13 protein-coding genes are annotated in these 18189 nt (G+C 73.3%); 8 read left to right on the forward strand and 5 right to left on the reverse strand.

The features are described from left to right. The first annotated feature begins 132 nt into the window (after nt 1–132). Complete coding sequence (locus SYYSPA8_RS23170) at nt 133–1026, forward strand: DUF3027 domain-containing protein (RefSeq protein ID WP_323449209.1); 894 nt, start codon at nt 133–135, stop codon at nt 1024–1026. Between the two features lie 1196 nt (nt 1027–2222). Further along, complete coding sequence (locus SYYSPA8_RS23175) at nt 2223–5381, forward strand: sacsin N-terminal ATP-binding-like domain-containing protein (protein ID WP_323449210.1); 3159 nt, start codon at nt 2223–2225, stop codon at nt 5379–5381. A 105-nt stretch (nt 5382–5486) separates the two neighbouring features. Here the strand turns inward: SYYSPA8_RS23175 and SYYSPA8_RS23180 are convergent, their stop codons facing one another. The 3 genes from SYYSPA8_RS23180 to SYYSPA8_RS23190 all read right to left on the reverse strand — a co-directional run bounded on the left by SYYSPA8_RS23180 (nt 5487) and on the right by SYYSPA8_RS23190 (nt 11234). After that, nucleotides 5487–8048 (reverse strand): hypothetical protein, encoded by a 2562-nt coding sequence (locus SYYSPA8_RS23180; protein ID WP_323449211.1) that lies wholly within the window; start codon nt 8046–8048, stop codon nt 5487–5489. Between the two features lie 131 nt (nt 8049–8179). Further along, nucleotides 8180–10852, reverse strand: a complete 2673-nt coding sequence (locus SYYSPA8_RS23185) for an HAD-IC family P-type ATPase (protein ID WP_407706064.1) — start codon at nt 10850–10852, stop codon at nt 8180–8182. 100 nt (nt 10853–10952) lie between these two features. Further along, complete coding sequence (locus SYYSPA8_RS23190) at nt 10953–11234, reverse strand: DUF2530 domain-containing protein (RefSeq protein WP_323449212.1); 282 nt, start codon at nt 11232–11234, stop codon at nt 10953–10955. Nucleotides 11235–11495: 261 nt separating this feature from the next. On the opposite strand from SYYSPA8_RS23190, the gene SYYSPA8_RS23195 reads away from it, so the two are divergent. Continuing rightward, complete coding sequence (locus SYYSPA8_RS23195; RefSeq protein ID WP_323449213.1) at nt 11496–12944, forward strand: NCS2 family permease; 1449 nt, start codon at nt 11496–11498, stop codon at nt 12942–12944. 166 nt (nt 12945–13110) lie between these two features. Here the strand turns inward: SYYSPA8_RS23195 and SYYSPA8_RS23200 are convergent, their stop codons facing one another. Then, nucleotides 13111–13302: a ribbon-helix-helix protein, CopG family gene (locus SYYSPA8_RS23200; protein ID WP_323449214.1), complete on the reverse strand. Its 192-nt coding sequence runs from the start codon at nt 13300–13302 to the stop codon at nt 13111–13113. Between the two features lie 148 nt (nt 13303–13450). Here SYYSPA8_RS23200 and SYYSPA8_RS23205 point away from each other — a divergent pair, with 148 nt between their 5' ends. The 4 genes from SYYSPA8_RS23205 to thpR all read left to right on the forward strand — a co-directional run bounded on the left by SYYSPA8_RS23205 (nt 13451) and on the right by thpR (nt 16539). After that, nucleotides 13451–13918 carry a MarR family winged helix-turn-helix transcriptional regulator gene (locus SYYSPA8_RS23205; RefSeq protein WP_323449215.1) on the forward strand — a complete coding sequence of 156 codons (468 nt, stop codon included), beginning with the start codon at nt 13451–13453 and terminating at the stop codon, nt 13916–13918. Between the two features lie 27 nt (nt 13919–13945). Then, nucleotides 13946–15271 carry an MFS transporter gene (locus tag SYYSPA8_RS23210; protein WP_323449216.1) on the forward strand — a complete coding sequence of 442 codons (1326 nt, stop codon included), beginning with the start codon at nt 13946–13948 and terminating at the stop codon, nt 15269–15271. Between the two features lie 270 nt (nt 15272–15541). After that, nucleotides 15542–15832: a hypothetical protein gene (locus tag SYYSPA8_RS23215; protein WP_323449217.1), complete on the forward strand. Its 291-nt coding sequence runs from the start codon at nt 15542–15544 to the stop codon at nt 15830–15832. A gap of 122 nt (nt 15833–15954) precedes the next feature. Beyond that, nucleotides 15955–16539, forward strand: coding sequence for an RNA 2',3'-cyclic phosphodiesterase (gene thpR, locus SYYSPA8_RS23220; RefSeq protein ID WP_323449218.1), 585 nt, complete (start codon nt 15955–15957; stop codon nt 16537–16539). Between the two features lie 229 nt (nt 16540–16768). On the opposite strand, the gene SYYSPA8_RS23225 is transcribed toward thpR, so the two are convergent. Further along, a complete protein-coding gene (locus SYYSPA8_RS23225) occupies nt 16769–17758 on the reverse strand; it encodes an aldo/keto reductase (RefSeq protein WP_323449414.1) in 990 nt (329 codons plus the stop codon). A gap of 130 nt (nt 17759–17888) precedes the next feature. On the opposite strand from SYYSPA8_RS23225, the gene SYYSPA8_RS23230 reads away from it, so the two are divergent. Further along, complete coding sequence (locus SYYSPA8_RS23230) at nt 17889–18158, forward strand: hypothetical protein (protein ID WP_323449415.1); 270 nt, start codon at nt 17889–17891, stop codon at nt 18156–18158. Nucleotides 18159–18189: the final 31 nt, after the last annotated feature.

Genomic DNA, 18189 nt, shown 5'->3' on the forward strand with positions numbered 1-18189 from the left:
GAGGTGCGCCCGGGACCGGCCCGGTCCGGGCGTGGACGTCGATGCGGCCCCCTGGTCCGCTCCGCCCGCCGCCCGGACCACCACGACTCGGCAGCGCACCCTTGAGACGGCGTAGGAGAGAAGCGAGACCCTGTGAGTGCTGCGACGCGAAGCCGAACCCCCGACCGTCTGTGCGCCGAGGCGGTGGACCTCGCCCGGTCGGCGGCCGAGGAGGCCGCGGCACCGGGGAAGGTGGGCGAGCATGTGTCCCTGGTGTCCGAAGGAGACCGGGTCGTCACGCACTTCTTCGGCTGCGAGGAGCCCGGCTACCGGGGCTGGCGCTGGGCGGTGACCGTCGCACGCGCCTCCCGCGCGAAGAACGTCACCATCGACGAAACCGTCCTCCTGCCCGGGCCCGACGCGCTGCTCGCGCCCGAGTGGGTGCCCTGGAGCGAGCGGCTGCGCCCCGGCGACATGGGCCCCGGCGATCTCCTCCCCACCGCCGCCGACGACGCCCGCCTCGAACCCGGCTACACCGGCGAGGACACCCCCCCGCCCAACTCCGTCCTGGAACGGACCAGCCACGACCTGGCCGAACGCGTCGACGCCGAGGACGCGGAACTCACCGACCGCACCCCCGCGGACGCCGCGTCCAACGGCCGCGCGGAGATCGCCGCCCTCGCCGAGGAACTGGGCCTGCGCAGGGCCCGCGTCCTCTCCCGCTACGGCCTGCGCATCGCCGCCGACCGCTGGGACGAGGCCTTCGGCGCCCGCACCGCCATGGCACAGGCCGCCCCCGCGTCCTGCGCCACCTGCGGATTCCTGGTGCCCGTCGCCGGGTCGCTGCGGCAGTCGTTCGGGATCTGCGCCAACGAGTTCGCACCGGCGGACGGGCGGATCGTGTCCCTGTCGTACGGATGCGGGGGGCACTCGGAGGCGGCCGTGATGCCGGCGACGCCGAAGCCGGCGCCGCCGGTGCTGGACTCGCTGGAGCCGGACGAGTTTCCGCTGTATGCGGGGGCGGAGGAGGGGTCGGGGCGCGCCTGACGGTGCGGGTTGCCGCGGGGCGGGTGGGTGCGCGGGTTCTCCCGCACCGTGCGGGTCTGTTGTCGGGGACCAGTCCCCGAGCCCCTGCGCCTCAAGCGCCGGCGGGGCTGGTTTTTGTGCGGGCTCTTGTCGGGGGCCAGCCCCCGAGGCCCCCGCGCCTCAAACGCCGGCGAGGCTGGATTTTGCCGGGTGATCGTCGGCGAGGCGGGTTTGTGCGGGTCGACGTTGACGGGGCGGGTTTGTGCGGGTCGGCCCGGCCTCGGGTGGTGGTGCGGGTTGGCGGGGCCTCCGGGCTCACCTCCTCGGGGTCGGCGAGCGTGTTCACGGGGTTGTGTGCGGGTCGGCCTCCGCCGATCCCCTGCGGGGGCGACCCTGCACCCCCGCCCACGGACCAGGTACGGGGCGGCCGGTACCCCAGCTGGGGGGAAAAGGGTGCGGGCTCCGGTTTCGTCTCGGGTCGGTCCGGGTGGGCTTCGGACGAGGGTCGGTCCCGCACCTCGCCCTTCGTGGGGGCCGGGGATGTCGTGGCTGGGCCGGGGTGCTGGGCCTGGCCCATGTCCTTCCCCCCCCCGTTCGGGCCGATGACACTGTGTGCGGTGAGCTGGTGGGTGTTCCTGGGGTGTGTGGGTGGGGGGTGCAGGGTCGCCCCCGCAGGGGATCGGCGGGAAGTCCGGCTTGCGCTGGACGGAGGACCCGTAGTCCGCCGACCCCGAGGAGGTGAGCCCGGAGGCCCCCGCCAACCCGCCACCGGACAACCACCCGCACCCCACCCCCGAAGGCACCGGCAACCCGCACAAAACCAGCTCCGCTGGCGACCACCCGGCAAAATTCAGCCTCGCCGGCGATTGAGGCGCGGGGGCCTCGGGGGCTGGCCCCCGACAAGAGCCCGCACAAAAACCAGCCCCCTGGGGGCACCGGCAACCCGAGCAAAAACCAGCCCCGCCGGCGTTTGAGGCGCAGGGGCTCGGGGACTGGTCCCCGACGATCACCCGCACAAATCAAGCCCGTCCGGCGTTTGAGGACGGACCCGTACCCCGCCCGGGGTGACCGACACAACCGACCCGCATGGCTGCCCACGGACCCGCACCCCGTCTGGGGTGACCGACCACAACCGCCCCGCACCCCATCGCAAGGTACCTTCGGCCCCCCGAGCCCGCGAGGCTCGCAGGTCTGACCCCCAGAGAGCGGAGCACACCGTGAGCGTCACGACGACAGAGCCGGCCGACCCCTTCGGGACGGCGCGTCTGCGCCGCAGAGTGCTCGACTCGTGGGGCGCGGGCCCCGCGCGGTTCCGGGAGGACGCGAATGCCGAGGAGGATCTCGTCCTCGGCGGCTACCGTGACCGTCTCGTCGTCGAACTCGCCCAGAACGCCGCCGACGCAGCCGCCCGCGCCGGCGTCCCGGGCCGTCTGCGGCTCACGCTGAAGCCCACCGAGGGCGACTCCCCGGCGGTGCTCGCGGCGGCCAATACGGGTGCTCCTCTGGACGCGGCGGGTGTCGAGTCCCTGAGCACGCTGCGCGCGTCCGCCAAGCGGGACGCGCAGGACCGTAGTGTGGGCCGTTTCGGTGTCGGGTTCGCCGCCGTGCTCGCGGTGAGTGACGAACCGGCCGTCACCGGCCGTCACGGTGGTGTCCGCTGGTCGCTCGTGGAGGCCCGGGAGCTGACGGCCGGTGCGGCGGCCCACAGCCCGGGTCTGGGCGAGGAGCTGCGCCGCAGGGACGGGCATGTGCCGCTGCTGCGGCTGCCGCTGCCCGCCGAGGGCACCGCTCCGGACGGCTACGACACGGTCGTGGTCCTCCCGTTGCGTGACGGTGCCGCCGTCGATGTGGTGGAGCGGCTGCTGGACGGCGCCGACGATGCTCTCCTGCTGGCGCTCCCCGGCCTGGCGGAGATCGTCGTGGAGACCCCGGCGGGCGTCCGGAGGCTGCTCAGGCAGGCGGACACGCCGGGTCTCACCGGCATCGAGGACAGCGAACGCGGCACCACGCTCTGGCGCACCGTCACGCACACCGGCCCCATCGACGCGGACCTCCTGCGCGACCGCCCCCGCGAGGAGCGGCTGCGTCCGCACTGGACGGTCACGTGGGCCGTCCCGGTGGACGCCGACGGCACCCCCGCCCACCCCCGTACCGCGCCGGTGGTCCACGCCCCCACCCCCACCGACGAGCCGCTCGGCCTCCCCGCGCTGCTGATCGCGTCGCTGCCGCTGGACACGACCCGCCGCCACCCCGCACCCGGCCCGCTGACGGACTTCCTGGTGGCGCGCGCGGCCGAGGCGTACGCGGAACTCGTCGGCGGCTGGCAGCCGGTGAGCACCGGCACCATCGACCTGGTGCCGGGCCCGCTCGGCAGGGGCGGTCTGGACGGCGCGCTGCGGGCGGCCGTCCTGGAGCTGCTGCCCCGTACGGCCTTCCTGGCGCCGGCCGTCCCGACCACCGATGAAGGGGACGACGGCGGGAGCGGGCTGCCCGCGCGCCCCCGCCCGCCCGCGCTGCGCCCCATCGAGGCCGAGGTGGTCGAGGGCGCGGGCGCCGAGACCGTGCGGGTGCTCGCGGAGGTGCTGCCGAGTCTGCTGCCCGCCGGTCTGGAGCGCCGTTCGGAGCTGCGGACGCTCGGTGTCGCCCGGGTCCCGCTGACCGAGGCGATCGACCGGCTGGCCGGTCTGGAGCGCGGACCGGCCTGGTGGCGGGCGCTGTACGACAGCCTCGCGGGCGTCGACCCGGACCGGCTGACGGGTCTGCCCGTCCCGCTCACCGACGGCCGGACCGTCATCGGCCCCCGCCAGGTGCTGCTGCCGCTGGCCGAGACCCCGCCGCACCTCACCCGCCTCGGCCTGAAGGTCGCCCACCCGGACGCCGCCCACCCCCTGCTGGAGAAGCTGGGCGCGCTCCCCGCGACCCCCCGGGCCGTGCTGACGACCCCCCAGATCCGGGCCGCCGTCGCGGCCTCCCTCGACGCGGACGACATCTGGGACGAGGACGCCGACACTCCGGACGCCGCCGAACTCGCCGAGACCGTCCTCACCCTCGTCCGCGACGCCGGCCTGGAGCCCGGTGACGAGCCCTGGCTCGGCGCCCTCGCCCTCCCCGACGAGGACGGCGAGCCCACCCCGGCGGGCGAGCTGGTGCTGCCCGGCAGCCCGTTCGCCCAGGTGATGCGCGCGGACGAACTCGCCCTGGTCGACGCGGACCTCGCCGGACGCTGGGGCGAGCAGCCGCTCGCCGCCTGCGGGGTCCTCGCGACGTTCGCCCTCGTCCGCGCCACCGACGTGGTGCTCGACCCCGACGAGCTGGAGCCCCGGGACGCCGACTACGCGGAGCCCGACGACGCCGGTCTCCTCGACGCCGTCGACGTCTGGTGCGAGGACGTCCTCGACCGGCTCCCTGAGACGCCCGTACCGCCGGTGGCGACCGAGATCACCGCCGTCCGCGATCTCGACCTCGTGGACGACGACCACTGGCCCCAGGCCCTCGCGATGCTCGCCCTCCCGCCGCTGCGGGACGCGCTCACCGAGCCCGTGCGGGTGCTGCTCCCGGACGGTACGACCGAGACCGTACGCCCGTACACGGCCTGGTGGCTGCGCGATCACCCGGTGCTCGGCGGCCGCCGCCCCGCCGGTCTGCGGGCCGCCGGCGGCGATCCCCTCCTCGCGGGCCTGTACGAGGCCGTGGACGCCTCCGGCTTCGACGACGCGCTCGTCCTGCGCGCGCTGGGGGTGCGCACCTCGGTCGCGGCGCTCCTGGACGAGCCCGGGGGCGCGGCGGAGCTGCTGGGCCGGCTCGCCGACCCGGAGCTGCCCGTACGCGCGGCGCAGCTCCACGGTCTGCACACGGCCCTCGCCGATCTGGACCCGGAGCAGGTGACCCTCCCCGACGACCTCCGCGCGGTCGTGGACGGCGAGGTCCGGGTCGTGGACGCGGCCGACGCGCTCGTCGCGGACGCCCCCGATCTGCTGCCGCTGGCGGCCGGCCGCGCGCTGCTGCCGGTGGCGCCGGAGCGCGCCGCCGATCTGGCGGAGCTGTTCCAGGTGCGCCGGCTGAGCGAGGCGGTTCAGGCGCCGGTGGATCCGGCGGGGGAGGAACACCCGGTGCCCGACCCGGTACGGGTGCTGCTGGGTCCGGCGACCCCGGATTCGTACGTCGAGCACGAGGAGATCGTCGTGGACGGGGTGGAGCTGGACTGGCGCCGCACTCCCGACGGCGTGGTGCACGCGGCGACGGTGGAGGGCGTGGCCGCCGGTCTGGCGTGGGCGGCGGGGCAGTGGCCGCGCCGCTTCGAGGTGGCGGCGCTGCTGGAGGACCCGTCGCGGACGGAGGAACTGGCCCGGGACCGCTGGTTCGACCCGCGCCCGTAACCGACCGCGCGCCGAGCACGGGCCACGACCGCACCGAGCACGGGGCCCCGCCGCACCCAACAGGGCCGCCGCCGGGGCCCCGGCCGGAACCGGGGCCCCACCCCCTCAGCGCACGTCGACGTAGACCCCCGCCGACACCTTCGCCGCCGTCGTCGTGCTCGCGGGCACCGACCACCGCCAGTACCCGTCCGTGTCCGCCCTGGGCGCCGCCTTCAGCCGCCCCTTGGCGTCCGTGGTCGCCTCCCCGGCCCGTACGTACGTGTCGGTGCCCTTCTTGCGGAACTCCAGCCGCACGGACCGCTTCGGCAGCGCCGCCCACTGCCCCGTCGCCCAGTCGGCGGCCTGGGCGGCGCCGGTCACGGTGAACGCCCGGCCCCGGGTCACCCTCCCGTCGGGCCCGTCGGCGGTCGTGTTCCCGAGCCGCAGGATCCGGGTGGTGGCGGCGCCGCCGCGGCTGCTGTGGCCGGTGCCGGTGGCACGGGCGTACGCGGACACCCGCCACTCGCCCGCGAACGCGTCGCGCCCCAGGTCGGTGTGGGCATTGAGGGCGAACCAGGCCGTGCACGCCGATGTGCTCGCGTTCTTGCGCACGCACTGCGGGCTGCTCGTCGTCAGGACCGCGGCGGGCTTGGTGAACGAGCCCCGGTACAGCCGTACGCCGCTGCCCTCGATCCCCGTGGGGTGGTGGACGGTGTACTTCACCGCGTACGTCCGCCCCGGGTTGTCCCACAGGTCCGGCACCACCGGCTTCCCGCCGTGCACGGACACCTGCGAGATCCGGATCGGCCCGGCGTGCTCGTCCGACACCGCCGCCGGACCGCCGAAGGCCCGGACGAGGGTACGGGTCAGGGTGGTCCCGTCCGCGCCGCGCACGCCCGCCCGCAGCGAGACGTACCGGGCCCCGGGCGGCACGGTGAAGGTCGCGTTCTTCCGGTACGTGAGCGGCCCGTTCAGCGTCAGCGGCGTCCAGGTGGAGCCGTCGTCGGTGGAGTACGCGAGCGAGGTGGGCACCGCCGCGAGCCGGGCGACCCGCGAGGAGGCCGTGACGGTGACGGTGACGGGCGCGCTCCCGGCGGTGTTCCGGAGGTCGAGCCCGGAGACCCGCAGATGCGCGTCGGTCAGCGGCAGCTCACCGGGGCGGACGTGCGGCCCGCCGGGGGTGAAGGTCCACGCGCTGGTCTGGCTGCGCGTGTACCGCCGGGGGCTGTCGGTGTGCCGCACGGTCTGCGTCAGGGTGTGCGGGACACCCCCCTCCCGCAGGTCGACCCGCCAGGGCGTGCCGAGCGCCCGGCCCCGGCCCTCCGCGAGGACCGTCCCGCCGGTGGTGAGCAGCAGATCCTCCACGGCGTCGGGGTCGGTTCCCTGGCTGTTCCAGGCGTCGCCGAAGGCGCACGGCTCGGCGAAGACCAGCCGGGTGCCGTCGAGTTCGCTCCGGGGGAATTCGCAGGCCGTCACCCCGTACGGGGCCGCCCCGATGATCCGTCCCGGGTTCTGGCCGGGGACGAGGACGTCCTCGTACAGCCGCAGGTCGGGCCCGTCGGGGGAGTCCAGGGAACGGGAGATGCGCGCGCGGGGGGTCGCGTACTCGGTGATCGTCGCCGGCAGCCGGACGGGGGTGGTGACGACGGATCCGGTGTTCATGCCCAGCCGCAGGCCCGTCGACAGCCAGCCGACGGTGTCCGTACCGGGGGACCGCAGCGTCAGGACGGTCCGCGACAGGTCGGCCTTGCGGACGGTGGCCCGGGGCGTGGCCGGGATCCGGTCCTTGAAGACCTTGACCAGGTCGTACCGGTAGGGGCTGGGGACGTTGGCCGACGAACCCTTCTTCTCCAGCACGTCGTGGATCCGCAGCTCCATCCCCTTCAGCGCGAAGGGGGTGACGTACACCCGGTGGGCGCCGCCGCCCATGAAGCCGACGACCTCGCCGTTCGGCAGCAGGATCGATACGGCGGAACTGGCCCGGCGGGCGCTCGTGTCGTCGGCGGTGACGGCCGTCTCGCGGGCCGCCTTCCCGTCCATGGTGACGGTCAGGGCCCGGTCCTTGACGGTGAAGGTGCGGGAGAGGAGGTGGTCGGGCGCGAGCATCCGGCTGTACATGCCGATGACGAGATAGTCGCCGGGGGGCAGCGACACCGTGCCGTCGGTGCCGTGCTGGTCCTCGCGGACCTCGTGGTACTGCCAGGTCTTGCGGTTCCAGACCTGGATGACCGGCCCGGCGGCGGTCGCGCCCGTCAGCGTGATCCGCACTTTGTGGCGGCCCGCGCGGGCCGCCGGGGCACTGCGCGCCGCCGGGTCGGTGACCAGCGTGGACGCGGGCAGCGCCCGGTCCTGCCCGGCCGGGCTCAGCGTCAGTTCGCCGCCGCGCCGGACGAAGGCGTACCGCCCGGCCGTGTCCTGTCCGGTCCGGGGTACGAGCCGTACGGCCCGCTCCCCGCCCCCATCGGCGCCCCCGTCGGCGGGGGCGAGCGCCGCCCGGTCGCCGGTGGCCAGCGCGACGCTGCCGCTGCCGCTGCCGCTGCCGGACTTCGGTGTGACGGAGGCCGGCTCAGGTGCCGCGGTCGCCGGTCCACCGGGTACGAGCAGCGCGGCGGCGAGGGCGGCCGCCACGGCGCCCCCGGTGGCCGCCCTGGCTCTCCTGTCGTGGGCGTCGTGCCTGTAGTGCCGCATACGTCGGCGGTCTCCCCTCCATACCCCTGGCGCTGCGCACTTCCCGGGGCCGGCGCGGCCGACGGAGGGAGCGCCCCCTGATCCGGAGGGCACAGTACCGCCCACCCGTGTGCATCCGTACCGTCAGGCGGTCAGGCGGGGAAGCGGCGGTCCACCCACCGCCAGGCGATCTCCACCAGGGCGGCGGCGACCACAGCGATCGCGACCGCCGTCCACGGCAGCACCGTCCCCACCAGCTTCAGCGCGAAGAACTCCTGCAACCAGGGCACGGTCAGCACCAGCAGAAAGCCCAGTCCCATCGTCGCCACGAGCGCGATCCGCCACCAGGTGTAGGGCCGGGCGATGATCGCGAGCACCCACATCGCGATGAGGAACAGCGTCAGCGTCGCCGCGCTGGTCTCCGCGTCCAGCGCGCCGGGCCCGCTGTAGTGGGAACGGGCCAGCAGATACGTGGTGAAGGTGCCCGCCGCCGCGATGATCCCGGCCGGGATCGAGTACCGCATCACCCGCCGGACGAAGTGCGGCTTCGCCCGCTCCCGGTTGGGCGCGAGGGCGAGGAAGAAGGCGGGGACACCGATGGTCAGCGTGGACAGCAGCGCCAGATGCCGGGGCAGGAAGGGGTATTCGACCTGGCTGCACACCACCAGGATCGCCAGCAGCACCGAGTACACCGTCTTGGTCAGGAAGAGGGTGGCGACCCGGGTGATGTTGCCGATCACCCGCCGCCCCTCGGCGACCACGGACGGGAGGGTGGCGAAGCTGTTGTTCAGCAGCACGATCTGGGCGACCGCCCGGGTGGCCTCGGAGCCGGAGCCCATGGCGACCCCGATGTCGGCGTCCTTCAGCGCGAGGACGTCGTTGACGCCGTCGCCGGTCATGGCGACGGTGTGGCCCCGGGCCTGGAGCGCGCCGACCATGTCCCGCTTCTGCCGTGGGGTGACCCGGCCGAAGACCGTGTGGGCGTCGAGGGCCGCGCCGAGGGCGTCCCGTCCTTCGGGCAGGGTCCGCGCGTCCACGGTGTCCGCAGCGCCCGGCAGCCCCAGCTGTCCGGCCACCGCGCCGACGGAGACGGCGTTGTCCCCGGAAATGATCTTCGTATGGACGTCCTGCTCGGCGAAGTAGCCCAGGGTGGCGGAGGCGTCGGGGCGCAGCCGCTGTTCCAGGACGACCAGGGCGGTCGGGGTCAGGTTCTGTGCAATGCCGACGTCATCGAACGGGTTGCCGGTCCGGCCGTCGGTCCGGGCCAGGAGCAGCACCCGCAGCCCCCGCTCGTTGAGCCGCGTGGTCTCGGTGAGCGCCGGTGACCCGTCCGGGAGGAGGATGTCGGGGGCGCCCAGCAGCCAGGTGGACTCGGTGCCTTGGGGCTCGCGCAGCCGGGCCCCGCTGTACTTGCGGGCCGAGGAGAAGGGCAGGGCGTCGGCGGTGCTCCAGCCGGGCTCCGCCGGGAAGGCGGCCACGACGGCCGCGAGCGAGGCATTGGGCCGGGGGTCGGAGGCGCCGAACGCGCCCAGCACGGCCCGGACATACGTGGGTTCCGCCCCGTCCAGGGGGCGGACCTCGCCGACATCCATCCCGCCCTCGGTCAGTGTGCCGGTCTTGTCCAGGCAGACGACGTCCACCCGGGCCAGCCCCTCGATCGCGGGCAGCTCCTGCACCAGGCACTGCCGGCGCCCCAGCCGGATGACGCCGACGGCGAAGGCGATGGAGGTCAGCAGCACCAGACCCTCGGGGATCATCGGCACGATCCCGCCGACGGTCCGGGCGACGGAGTCCTGGAAGTCGTTGTTCTTCACCACCAGCTGGCTGATGACCAGTCCGGTCGCGGTCGGGACCAGCATCCAGGTCACGTACTTCAGGATGAGGCTGATGCCGTTGCGCAGCTCGGAGTTGACGAGGGTGAAGCGGGACGCCTCCTCCGCGAGCTGGGCCGCGTACGCCTCCCGGCCGACGCGGGTCGCGGTGAACGCGCCGCCGCCCGCGACCACGAAGCTGCCGGACATCACCGGGTCGCCGGGCCGCTTGACCACCGGGTCCGCCTCGCCGGTGAGGAGGGACTCGTCGATCTCCAGGGCGTCCGCCTCGACCACCTCGCCGTCGACCACGACCTTGTCGCCGGGACCCAGCTCCACCAGGTCTCCGAGGACGATCGCGGACGTGGACACCTCGGCCGGCACGCCGTCGCGGCGGACCGTGGGCCGGGCCTCGCCGATGACCGCGAGCCCGTCCAGGGTCTTCTTGGCGCGCAGCTCCTGCACGATGCCGATGCCGGTGTTGGCGATGATGATCCAGCCGAACAGGCTGTCCTGGAACGGGGCGACCACGAGCATGATCGCCCAGAGCACGCCGATCAGGGCGTTGAACCGGGTGAGGACGTTGGCCCGGACGATGTCGGCGACGGAGCGGGAGGAGCGGACGGGTACGTCGTTGACCTCGCCGCGCGCGATCCGCCCGGCGACCTCGGCGGCGGTCAGCCCGCTCGCCCGCTCGCCCGTCCCCGTCTCCCCCTTCTCCACGGCCGCGTCTCGTGCCGCCGGGCAGCGCATCGGGTGGACGGGGTCCAGTTCGGAGCCGGCGTCGATGCCGTGCCGGGGCGGCTTCATGGGGTGGACGGGGTCGAGTTCCGGTCCCGCGTCGATGAGGCCCCGCCGGGGTGCCGCCGGGTCCCGGGGGCCCGGGTCCCGGGGCCGGGCCGTCCGGGGGCCGGTGTCCCGCCCGCCCCTGCCCTGCGGCTGCCCGCTGCCACCGGATGCCGGACCGTCCGGTTCACGGTCGCCGTCCGTGTCGATCCCTGCCCGCTCGGTCATGATTCGTACGGTACGGGCGCGCGGGTCCGCTCACCCCCTGGACTGGCCTGAAACGGGTGGTGAACGGGTGGTGCCGGAGGACGACCCGGGAGGCCGTGGCTCAGCGGGCCGGCGGGTGCTCCGCCTCGGCCAGGGCCTCGGCCGCCGCCCGCTTGATCGCGGCGTCGCGCCTGCGGACGTACCAGATGCCGATGAGCCCGAGGCCGGCCCCGGCCAGACAGGTCCAGACCCACCACAGCAGATCGCGTTCCTCGAACCAGCCGTAGAACGGGATCTGCACCAGGAAGAGGACGAACCAGATGATCGTGCCACCGGTGATGGTGGCGACGACGGGCCCCTCCAGGGGCTCGGGCGCCTCGTGCTTGGGGGTCCACTTCGCCATGCCCACAGTCTAGGCACCCGGCCGATCCGGCCTCCGGCCCCGGCGAGAGCCCGGCCGAACCCCACTCTTTGCCCCGTCGGAGGCCAAGCGCCCCATGGGTCTACGCGCGAAGATGGCGATCTTTCCCTTATATGTTCATACTGAAACAGTTTGCTTCTGACCTGTTTCATTCGTAGAAACACACAAAGGTCGCCCTCGCTCCACCTTCTGCTCCACCCCCTGTTCCACCCCCGCCGGACCCAAGCCGCAAATGAGGACGGAATGACCCCGACGGCCTCCGCCGCCGCCCCCGAGCATCAGCCGAAGGGCCCTTCCAGCGGCCTGGACCGCTATTTCAAGATCTCCGAGCGTGGTTCGACGGTCGCCCGCGAAGTGCGGGGCGGATTCGCCACCTTCTTCGCGATGGCGTACATCATCGTGCTGAACCCGATCATCCTCGGCAGCGCCGTGGACATGAACGGCGCCCGGCTCGACAACGCCCAGCTGGTCACCGCGACCGTGCTGACCGCCGCGTTCTCCACGCTCCTCATGGGCGTCATCGGCAACGTCCCCATCGCGCTCGCCGCCGGCCTCGGCGTGAACACCGTCGTCGCCCTCCAGCTCGCCCCCCGGATGACCTGGCCCGACGCCATGGGCATGGTGGTCCTCGCGGGCTTCGTGGTGATGCTGCTCGTCGCCACGGGCCTGCGGGAGCGGGTGATGAGCGCCGTACCCGGCAGCCTCCGCAAGGGCATCGCCATCGGTATCGGCCTCTTCATCATGCTGATCGGCCTGGTCGACGCGGGCTTCGTCTCCCGGATCCCGGACGCCGCCCAGACCACCGTCCCGCTCACCCTCGGCCACGGCGGCCACCTGGTGGGCTGGCCGGTCCTGGTCTTCGTCCTCGGCGCGCTGCTCACCCTCGTACTGATCATCCGCAAGGTCCAGGGCGCGATCCTGATCTCCATCGTGGTGATGACCGTCGTCGCCATCGTCATCGAGGCCGTGGCGGAGCTGCCGAAGGGCAGCTGGGGCCTGACCACCCCGCAGTGGCCGGGCAACCCGGTCTCCTCGCCCGACTTCGGTCTGGTCGGCGAGGTCAGCCTGTTCGGCGGCTTCGAGAAGGTCGGCATCCTCACCGGCTCGCTCTTCGTCTTCACCGTCCTGCTCTCCTGCTTCTTCGACGCGATGGGCACGATCCTCGGCGTCGGCGACGAGGCGAAGCTGCTGGACAAGGACGGCAATCTGCCGGGCATCAACAAGGTGCTGATCGTGGACGGCATCGCCGTCGCCTCCGGCGGCGCCACCTCCTCCTCCGCGACCACCTGCTTCGTGGAGTCCACGGCGGGCGTCGGCGAGGGCGCCCGCACGGGTCTGGCCTCGGTGGTCACCGGCGCGCTGTTCTCCGTGGCGCTCTTCCTGACCCCGCTGGCGACGATGGTCCCCTCCCAGGCCGCCACCCCCGCCCTGCTGGCGGTCGGCTTCCTGATCCTGGCCGGGTCGATCCGGGACATCGACTGGAGCGACTGGACGCTCGCCGTCCCCGCGTTCCTGGCGATGGTGATGATGCCGTTCACCTACTCGATCACCAACGGCATCGGGATCGGCTTCATCACCTTCTGTGTGCTGCGGCTGGCCGTCGGCCGGGGCCGTGAGGTGCCGGCCGCGATGTACGCGGTGTCGGCGGTCTTCGTCTTCTACTACGCGATGCCGGCGCTGGGCCTGACGTAAGGCCCGCGCGCCGCCCGGCGACGTGCCGCGCCCGGGGTGCCGGGGTCCCTGTGACCTCCGGCGCCCCGGGCGCTCGTCGTTCCGCTACCGCGCTTCACCCTGGTCCTGTCGGGCCGTGGAAGCGGCCTGTCCGCCGCAGCCCTGTCCGGCCGTGGACGCGGTCCGTTCACCGGGGTCCTGTCCGGCCGTAGAAGCGGTCCGTCTCCTCCACGGCCGTCTTGAAGCGTTCGTCGAAGTCGTTCCGCTTGAGCGTGGCGATCACATAGTCCTGGACGCTCATACGGCGTTTCGCCGCGTGCTCCCGGATGCGTTCCAGCAGCTCACCGTCTATCCGCAGGCTGAGCACAGTCGATCCCATCCGCCCAGGGTCCCCCGCCCCACCGGTGCCGGGCTGATTTCCCTACGCATCTCACCCGTATGGGTGAAAACAGCTGCGGTGGCCCGGGCGATCTGCTGCGGCGGCCCCGAGTGGTCTTTAGAGAGAGTAATGAGTTATGCTAACAAACATGTCTGACCAAGCCCACGGCGGCGCCGATCACGCCGCCCGCGCGGAGGCCGAGAACGCCGCCGCGATCAGCGCTCTGCGCTCGGCCGTGATGCGGCTCGGCCGCCGGCTGAAGCACCAGCGCGTCGATGAATCGCTGAGCCCCACCGAGATGTCGGTGCTCGGCACCCTCGCCCGCTGCGGCTCCGCCACGCCGGGCGAGCTGGCCCGCAAGGAGCACGTCCAGCCGCCGTCCATGACCAGGATCGTGGCGCTGCTGGAGGCCAAGGGACTGGTCCGGCTCGACCCCCACCCCGAGGACCGCCGGCAGAAGGTCGTCAGGCAGACCGAGCAGGCCGAGGCCATGCTCGAAGAGAGCCGCCGCAAGCGGAACGTCTGGCTGGCGAAGCTCGCCGAGGGCCTGGACGAGGACGAATGGGCCACGCTCCGTGCCGCCGCCCCGATCCTGGAGAAGCTCGCACACCTGTAGAAACCACCGTCGAGGAGGCGAACACTTTTGCGTACGGGACCCGGAGCAGACTCCGCACCCGCACCCGCCCCTACCACCATGTTCAGCTCATTGAAGATCCGGAACTATCGGCTCTTCGCCGCAGGCGCCCTCATATCCAACACCGGCACCTGGATGCAGCGCATCGCCCAGGACTGGCTGGTGCTCACCCTCACCGGGTCCGCCTCCGCCGTCGGTATCACCGTCGCGCTCCAGTTCCTGCCGATGCTGCTGTTCGGCCTGTACGGAGGGGTACTGGCGGACCGGCTGCCGAAGCGACCCCTGCTGCTGGGCACCCAGTCCGCGATGGCGCTGACTGGTCTCGCGCTCGCCGTGCTCACCCTCAGCGGCCAGGTCCAGGTCTGGCACGTCTATCTGACCGCCTTCCTCCTCGGCCTCGTCACCGTCGTCGACAACCCGGCCCGGCAGACTTTCGTCTCCGAGATGGTCGGCCCCGACCAGCTCGCCAACGCGGTCAGCCTCAACTCCGCCAACTTCCAGTCCGCCCGCCTGGTCGGACCCGCCGTCGCCGGTGTGCTGATCACCGCCGTCGGCAGTGGTTACGCCTTCCTCTTCAACGGGCTCTCCTTCCTCGCGCCCATCGCGGCGCTGCTCCTGATGCGCACCGCCGACCTGCACGGTTCCGTGCGCACACCGCGCGGCAAGGGGCAGTTGCGGGAGGGCCTGCGCTATGTCTCCGCCCACCCCGAGCTGATCTGGCCCATCGTCCTCGTCGGCTTCGTCGGCACCTTCGGTTTCAACTTCCCGATCTGGCTGACCGCGTTCGTGCACGAGGAGTTCCACGCGGGCGCCGAGGCGTACGGGCTGCTCAACAGCCTGATGGCCGTCGGGTCGCTCGCGGGCGCGCTGCTCGCGGCCCGGCGCGGCGCCTCCCGGCTGCGGATCATGGTCGGGGCGGCGCTGCTCTTCGGCGCGCTGGAGGCCCTGGCCGCCTTCGCGCCCGGCTTCTGGCTCTTCGCCCTGCTGATGGTGCTGGTCGGCATGTTCGGTCTGACGGTCAACGTCACGGCCAACTCCAGCATCCAGACCGCGACGGACCCGGCCGTCCGGGGCCGGGTGATGAGCCTGTTCATGATGGTCTTCGTCGGCGGTACGCCCATCGGCGGCCCGCTCTTCGGCTGGCTCACCGATGTCTACGGCCCCCGGGTCAGCCTCGCGATCGGCGGGCTGATCTCGCTGGTGGCGGCGGTCGCGGTGGGCCTGCTGCTGGCCCGTGCGGGCAATCTGCGGCTCAAGGTCGACCTTCGCAGGGGGCGGAAACATCTCGCCTTCGTCCCGAGACAGCAAAAGGAGCGGCTCACGGCGGCGGCGTGAGCCGTGAACGGGTGTCCGGGTCCGGGCGTCCGGGTGTCCGGGTGTCCGGGTGTCCGGGTCCGGGCGTCCGGGCCTGAGTCGGGGCCGAGGCGGGGCGAGCGGTGGGACCGAGGCCCGTACCGGGACCGGCCCGGACCTGGGTCATTGCGGAGCCCCGGATTCCATGCGTACGGAGAAGCGACGCAGGGCACGCGCCTGGCTACGTTGGGTGCTCGACGGGAGGGGTCGCCACCCCTCCGCACCCCCTTCATGCGTCACCGGGAGCCTTCGATGCGTCGTCTCGCCGTCACCCTCGCCACGCTCGCCGCAGCCGCCACACTGACCGTCGCCGTCCCCACGTCCGCCCACGCGGCCAACGGCGTCCTGGTCGTCAACGAGCAGGTGGTACCGCAGCCCAGCGGCTGTTACGCCAGCGAGTGGGCCCCGCTGTTCGTGAGCAACTACACCGACGAACCTGTCTTCATCCTGTCCGGCCCCGACTGCGACGGGGAGCTGATCGACGTCGTCTGGCCCGGCGACTCGACCATCTCGGAGTTCGGCGGCAGCGTCTACGTCAACTGACGGGAACCCGGCGACCGGGCAGCGGCCGGCCGGGACCCCCGCCGCCCGCTTCCCGGCGCCTCCCTGGCCGATACGGGACGACTCCCCGCTACGGGCCCACCCCCGTGGGACAGACTCGGGACATGAGACTCTTCGCCGCCGTCCTGCCCCCGCCCGGCGCCGCCACCGAGCTGGAGCCGGTCATCGACCGGCTGAGAGCCCTCCCCGGCGCGGACCGGCTGCGCTGGACCGGCCGCCCCGGATGGCACTTCACCCTCGCCTTCATGGGCGAGGTCGACACGGCCGTCCTGCCCGAACTGCGCACCCGCCTCGGCCGCGCCGCCCACCGCACGGACCCCTTCCCGCTCCGGTTCCACGGCGGCGGCGAGTTCGGCGGCCGCGTGCTGTGGGCCGGGGCCGCCGGCGGCATCGACGGGCTGCGGCTGCTCGCGGAACGCTCGTACGCGGCGGCCGCCCGCTCGGGCGTCCCGTTGGAGGAGCACCGCCGCTACCGCGCCCACCTCACCATCGCCCGCAGCCGGGTCACCACCGACCTGGGCGCCTTCCTGGCGGCGCTGGCCCCCTTCGAGGGGACCCCCTGGGAGGTGACCCGGCTGGCGCTGGTCCGCAGCAATCTGCCGACCGGCGGCACCCCCGGTGAGCAGCCCCGCTACGAGACGGTCGACAGCTGGCCCCTGGGCGCGGGCCCGGTCCTGCCCCCGGGTTAACCTCGTTCGGTGAACTCCAAGACCCGTAACAAGATCATGGCTGCTGTGCTCGTGCTGATGTTCGTGGTGGTGGCCGTCGCCGCCGCCTTCGGAGGCTGACGGCCCCGCGCGGCGGCCGCCGGCACCGCGACCGCGCCCCCTCCCGGCGCCGTGCCGGGAGGGATACGCGTACCCGCGCGTGCCGCGTGGACCGGCGGGCCGTGCGCCGCCCCGGTCCGGCCGGCCCGGTCTACCAGGCGAACGCCTCCGGCGACGGCCCCGGCCCCGGGAAGATCTCGTCCAGGCCGTCCAGCAGCTCCTGCCCCAGTTCGAGATCGACGGCCCGCAGCGCGCTGTCCAGCTGCTCCGCCGTCCTCGGCCCGACGATCGGCCCGGTGACCCCGGGCCGGGTCAGCAGCCACGCGAGGGCGGCCTCGCCGGGTGCGAGCCCGTGCTTGTCGAGCAGGTCCTCGTACGCCTGGACCTTCTCGCGGACCTCCGGCTTCTTCAGCTCGTCGGCGGCCCGCCCGGTGGCGCGCCGCCCGCCCGCCTCCTGCTTCTTGATCACCCCGCCCAGCAGTCCGCCGTGCAGCGGCGACCAGGGGATGACCCCGAGCCCGTACTCCTGAGCGGCCGGGACGATCTCCATCTCGGCCCGCCGCTCCATGAGGTTGTACAGGCACTGCTCGCTGACCAGCCCGTACGAGCCCCGCCGCCGGGCCTCCTCGTTCGCCTGGGCGATCCGCCAGCCCGGGAAGTTGGACGAGCCCGCGTAGAGGATCTTGCCCTGCTGGACCAGGGTGTCGACCGCCTGCCAGACCTCCTCCACCGGGGTCAGCCGGTCGATGTGGTGGAACTGGTAGAGATCGATGTGGTCCGTGCCGAGCCGCTTCAGGCTGGCGTCGACGGCCCGCCGGATGTTCAGCGCGGAGAGCCGGTCGAAGTTGGGCCACGGCGCGCCCTCGGGGCTCATGTCCCCGTACCCCTTGGTCGCGAGCACGACCTTCTCGCGCCGCCCGCCGCCCTGCGCCAGCCAGCTCCCGATGATCTCCTCGGTGCGGCCCTTGTTCTCGCCCCACCCGTACACGTTCGCGGTGTCGAAGAAGTTGATGCCCGCGCCGAGCGCGGCGTCCATGATCGCGTGGCTGTCGCCCTCGTCCGTGAGGGGGCCGAAGTTCATCGTCCCCAGAACGATCCGGCTGACCTTGAGTCCCGTGCGTCCGAGCTGTGTGTACTCCATGGACATCAAGCCAACGCCTTGGAGCGCACTCGATGCAAGGGCATTCGGAACGCGTCCACCGGGGCTGGGGTGCGGCCCGCCTCCCTGCGGAGGACGATGGGAAGGGGCGGGAACACCGGATGTGAGCGCGATGGTTGAGGGCTCAAAGACAGGCGCGACCGGGACGGGCGCGACCGGTTCGACGGCCGGCTCGAAGACCCGGCGGGGCAAGTCCGCCGGGCAGCCCCGGCACCGTGTGCGGATCCCCGGGTTCGCCCGGGACGGCGGCGAGGTCGGCCTCGGTGATGTCGTCACCCGGATGACCACGGCCGTCGGCGTGCGCCCCTGCGGGGGCTGCGGACGCAGGGCCGACGCCCTGAACCGGTGGATGGCCGTCGGCGGCCGCCGCGCGCCGCGCTAGCGCCGGTCCCGTGTTTTCAGAGCGCTCCCGG

Origin of the sequence: Streptomyces yaizuensis, from assembly GCF_034961445.1 — a bacterium.
Taxonomy (GTDB): Bacteria; Actinomycetota; Actinomycetes; order Streptomycetales; family Streptomycetaceae; genus Streptomyces; species Streptomyces yaizuensis.

Excerpts from the sequence above, each read along its gene's own strand:
- SYYSPA8_RS23180 (WP_323449211.1), bottom strand. The coding sequence starts at position 8,048 with ATGCGGCACTACAGGCACGACGCCCACGACAGGAGAGCCAGGGCGGCC.
- SYYSPA8_RS23185 (WP_407706064.1), bottom strand. The coding sequence starts at position 10,852 with ATGACCGAGCGGGCAGGGATCGACACGGACGGCGACCGTGAACCGGAC.
- SYYSPA8_RS23190 (WP_323449212.1), bottom strand. The coding sequence starts at position 11,234 with ATGGCGAAGTGGACCCCCAAGCACGAGGCGCCCGAGCCCCTGGAGGGG.
- SYYSPA8_RS23195 (WP_323449213.1), top strand. The coding sequence starts at position 11,496 with ATGACCCCGACGGCCTCCGCCGCCGCCCCCGAGCATCAGCCGAAGGGC.
- SYYSPA8_RS23200 (WP_323449214.1), bottom strand. The coding sequence starts at position 13,302 with ATGGGATCGACTGTGCTCAGCCTGCGGATAGACGGTGAGCTGCTGGAA.
- SYYSPA8_RS23205 (WP_323449215.1), top strand. The coding sequence starts at position 13,451 with ATGTCTGACCAAGCCCACGGCGGCGCCGATCACGCCGCCCGCGCGGAG.
- SYYSPA8_RS23215 (WP_323449217.1), top strand. The coding sequence starts at position 15,542 with ATGCGTCGTCTCGCCGTCACCCTCGCCACGCTCGCCGCAGCCGCCACA.
- thpR (WP_323449218.1), top strand. The coding sequence starts at position 15,955 with ATGAGACTCTTCGCCGCCGTCCTGCCCCCGCCCGGCGCCGCCACCGAG.
- SYYSPA8_RS23225 (WP_323449414.1), bottom strand. The coding sequence starts at position 17,758 with ATGGAGTACACACAGCTCGGACGCACGGGACTCAAGGTCAGCCGGATC.
- SYYSPA8_RS23230 (WP_323449415.1), top strand. The coding sequence starts at position 17,889 with ATGGTTGAGGGCTCAAAGACAGGCGCGACCGGGACGGGCGCGACCGGT.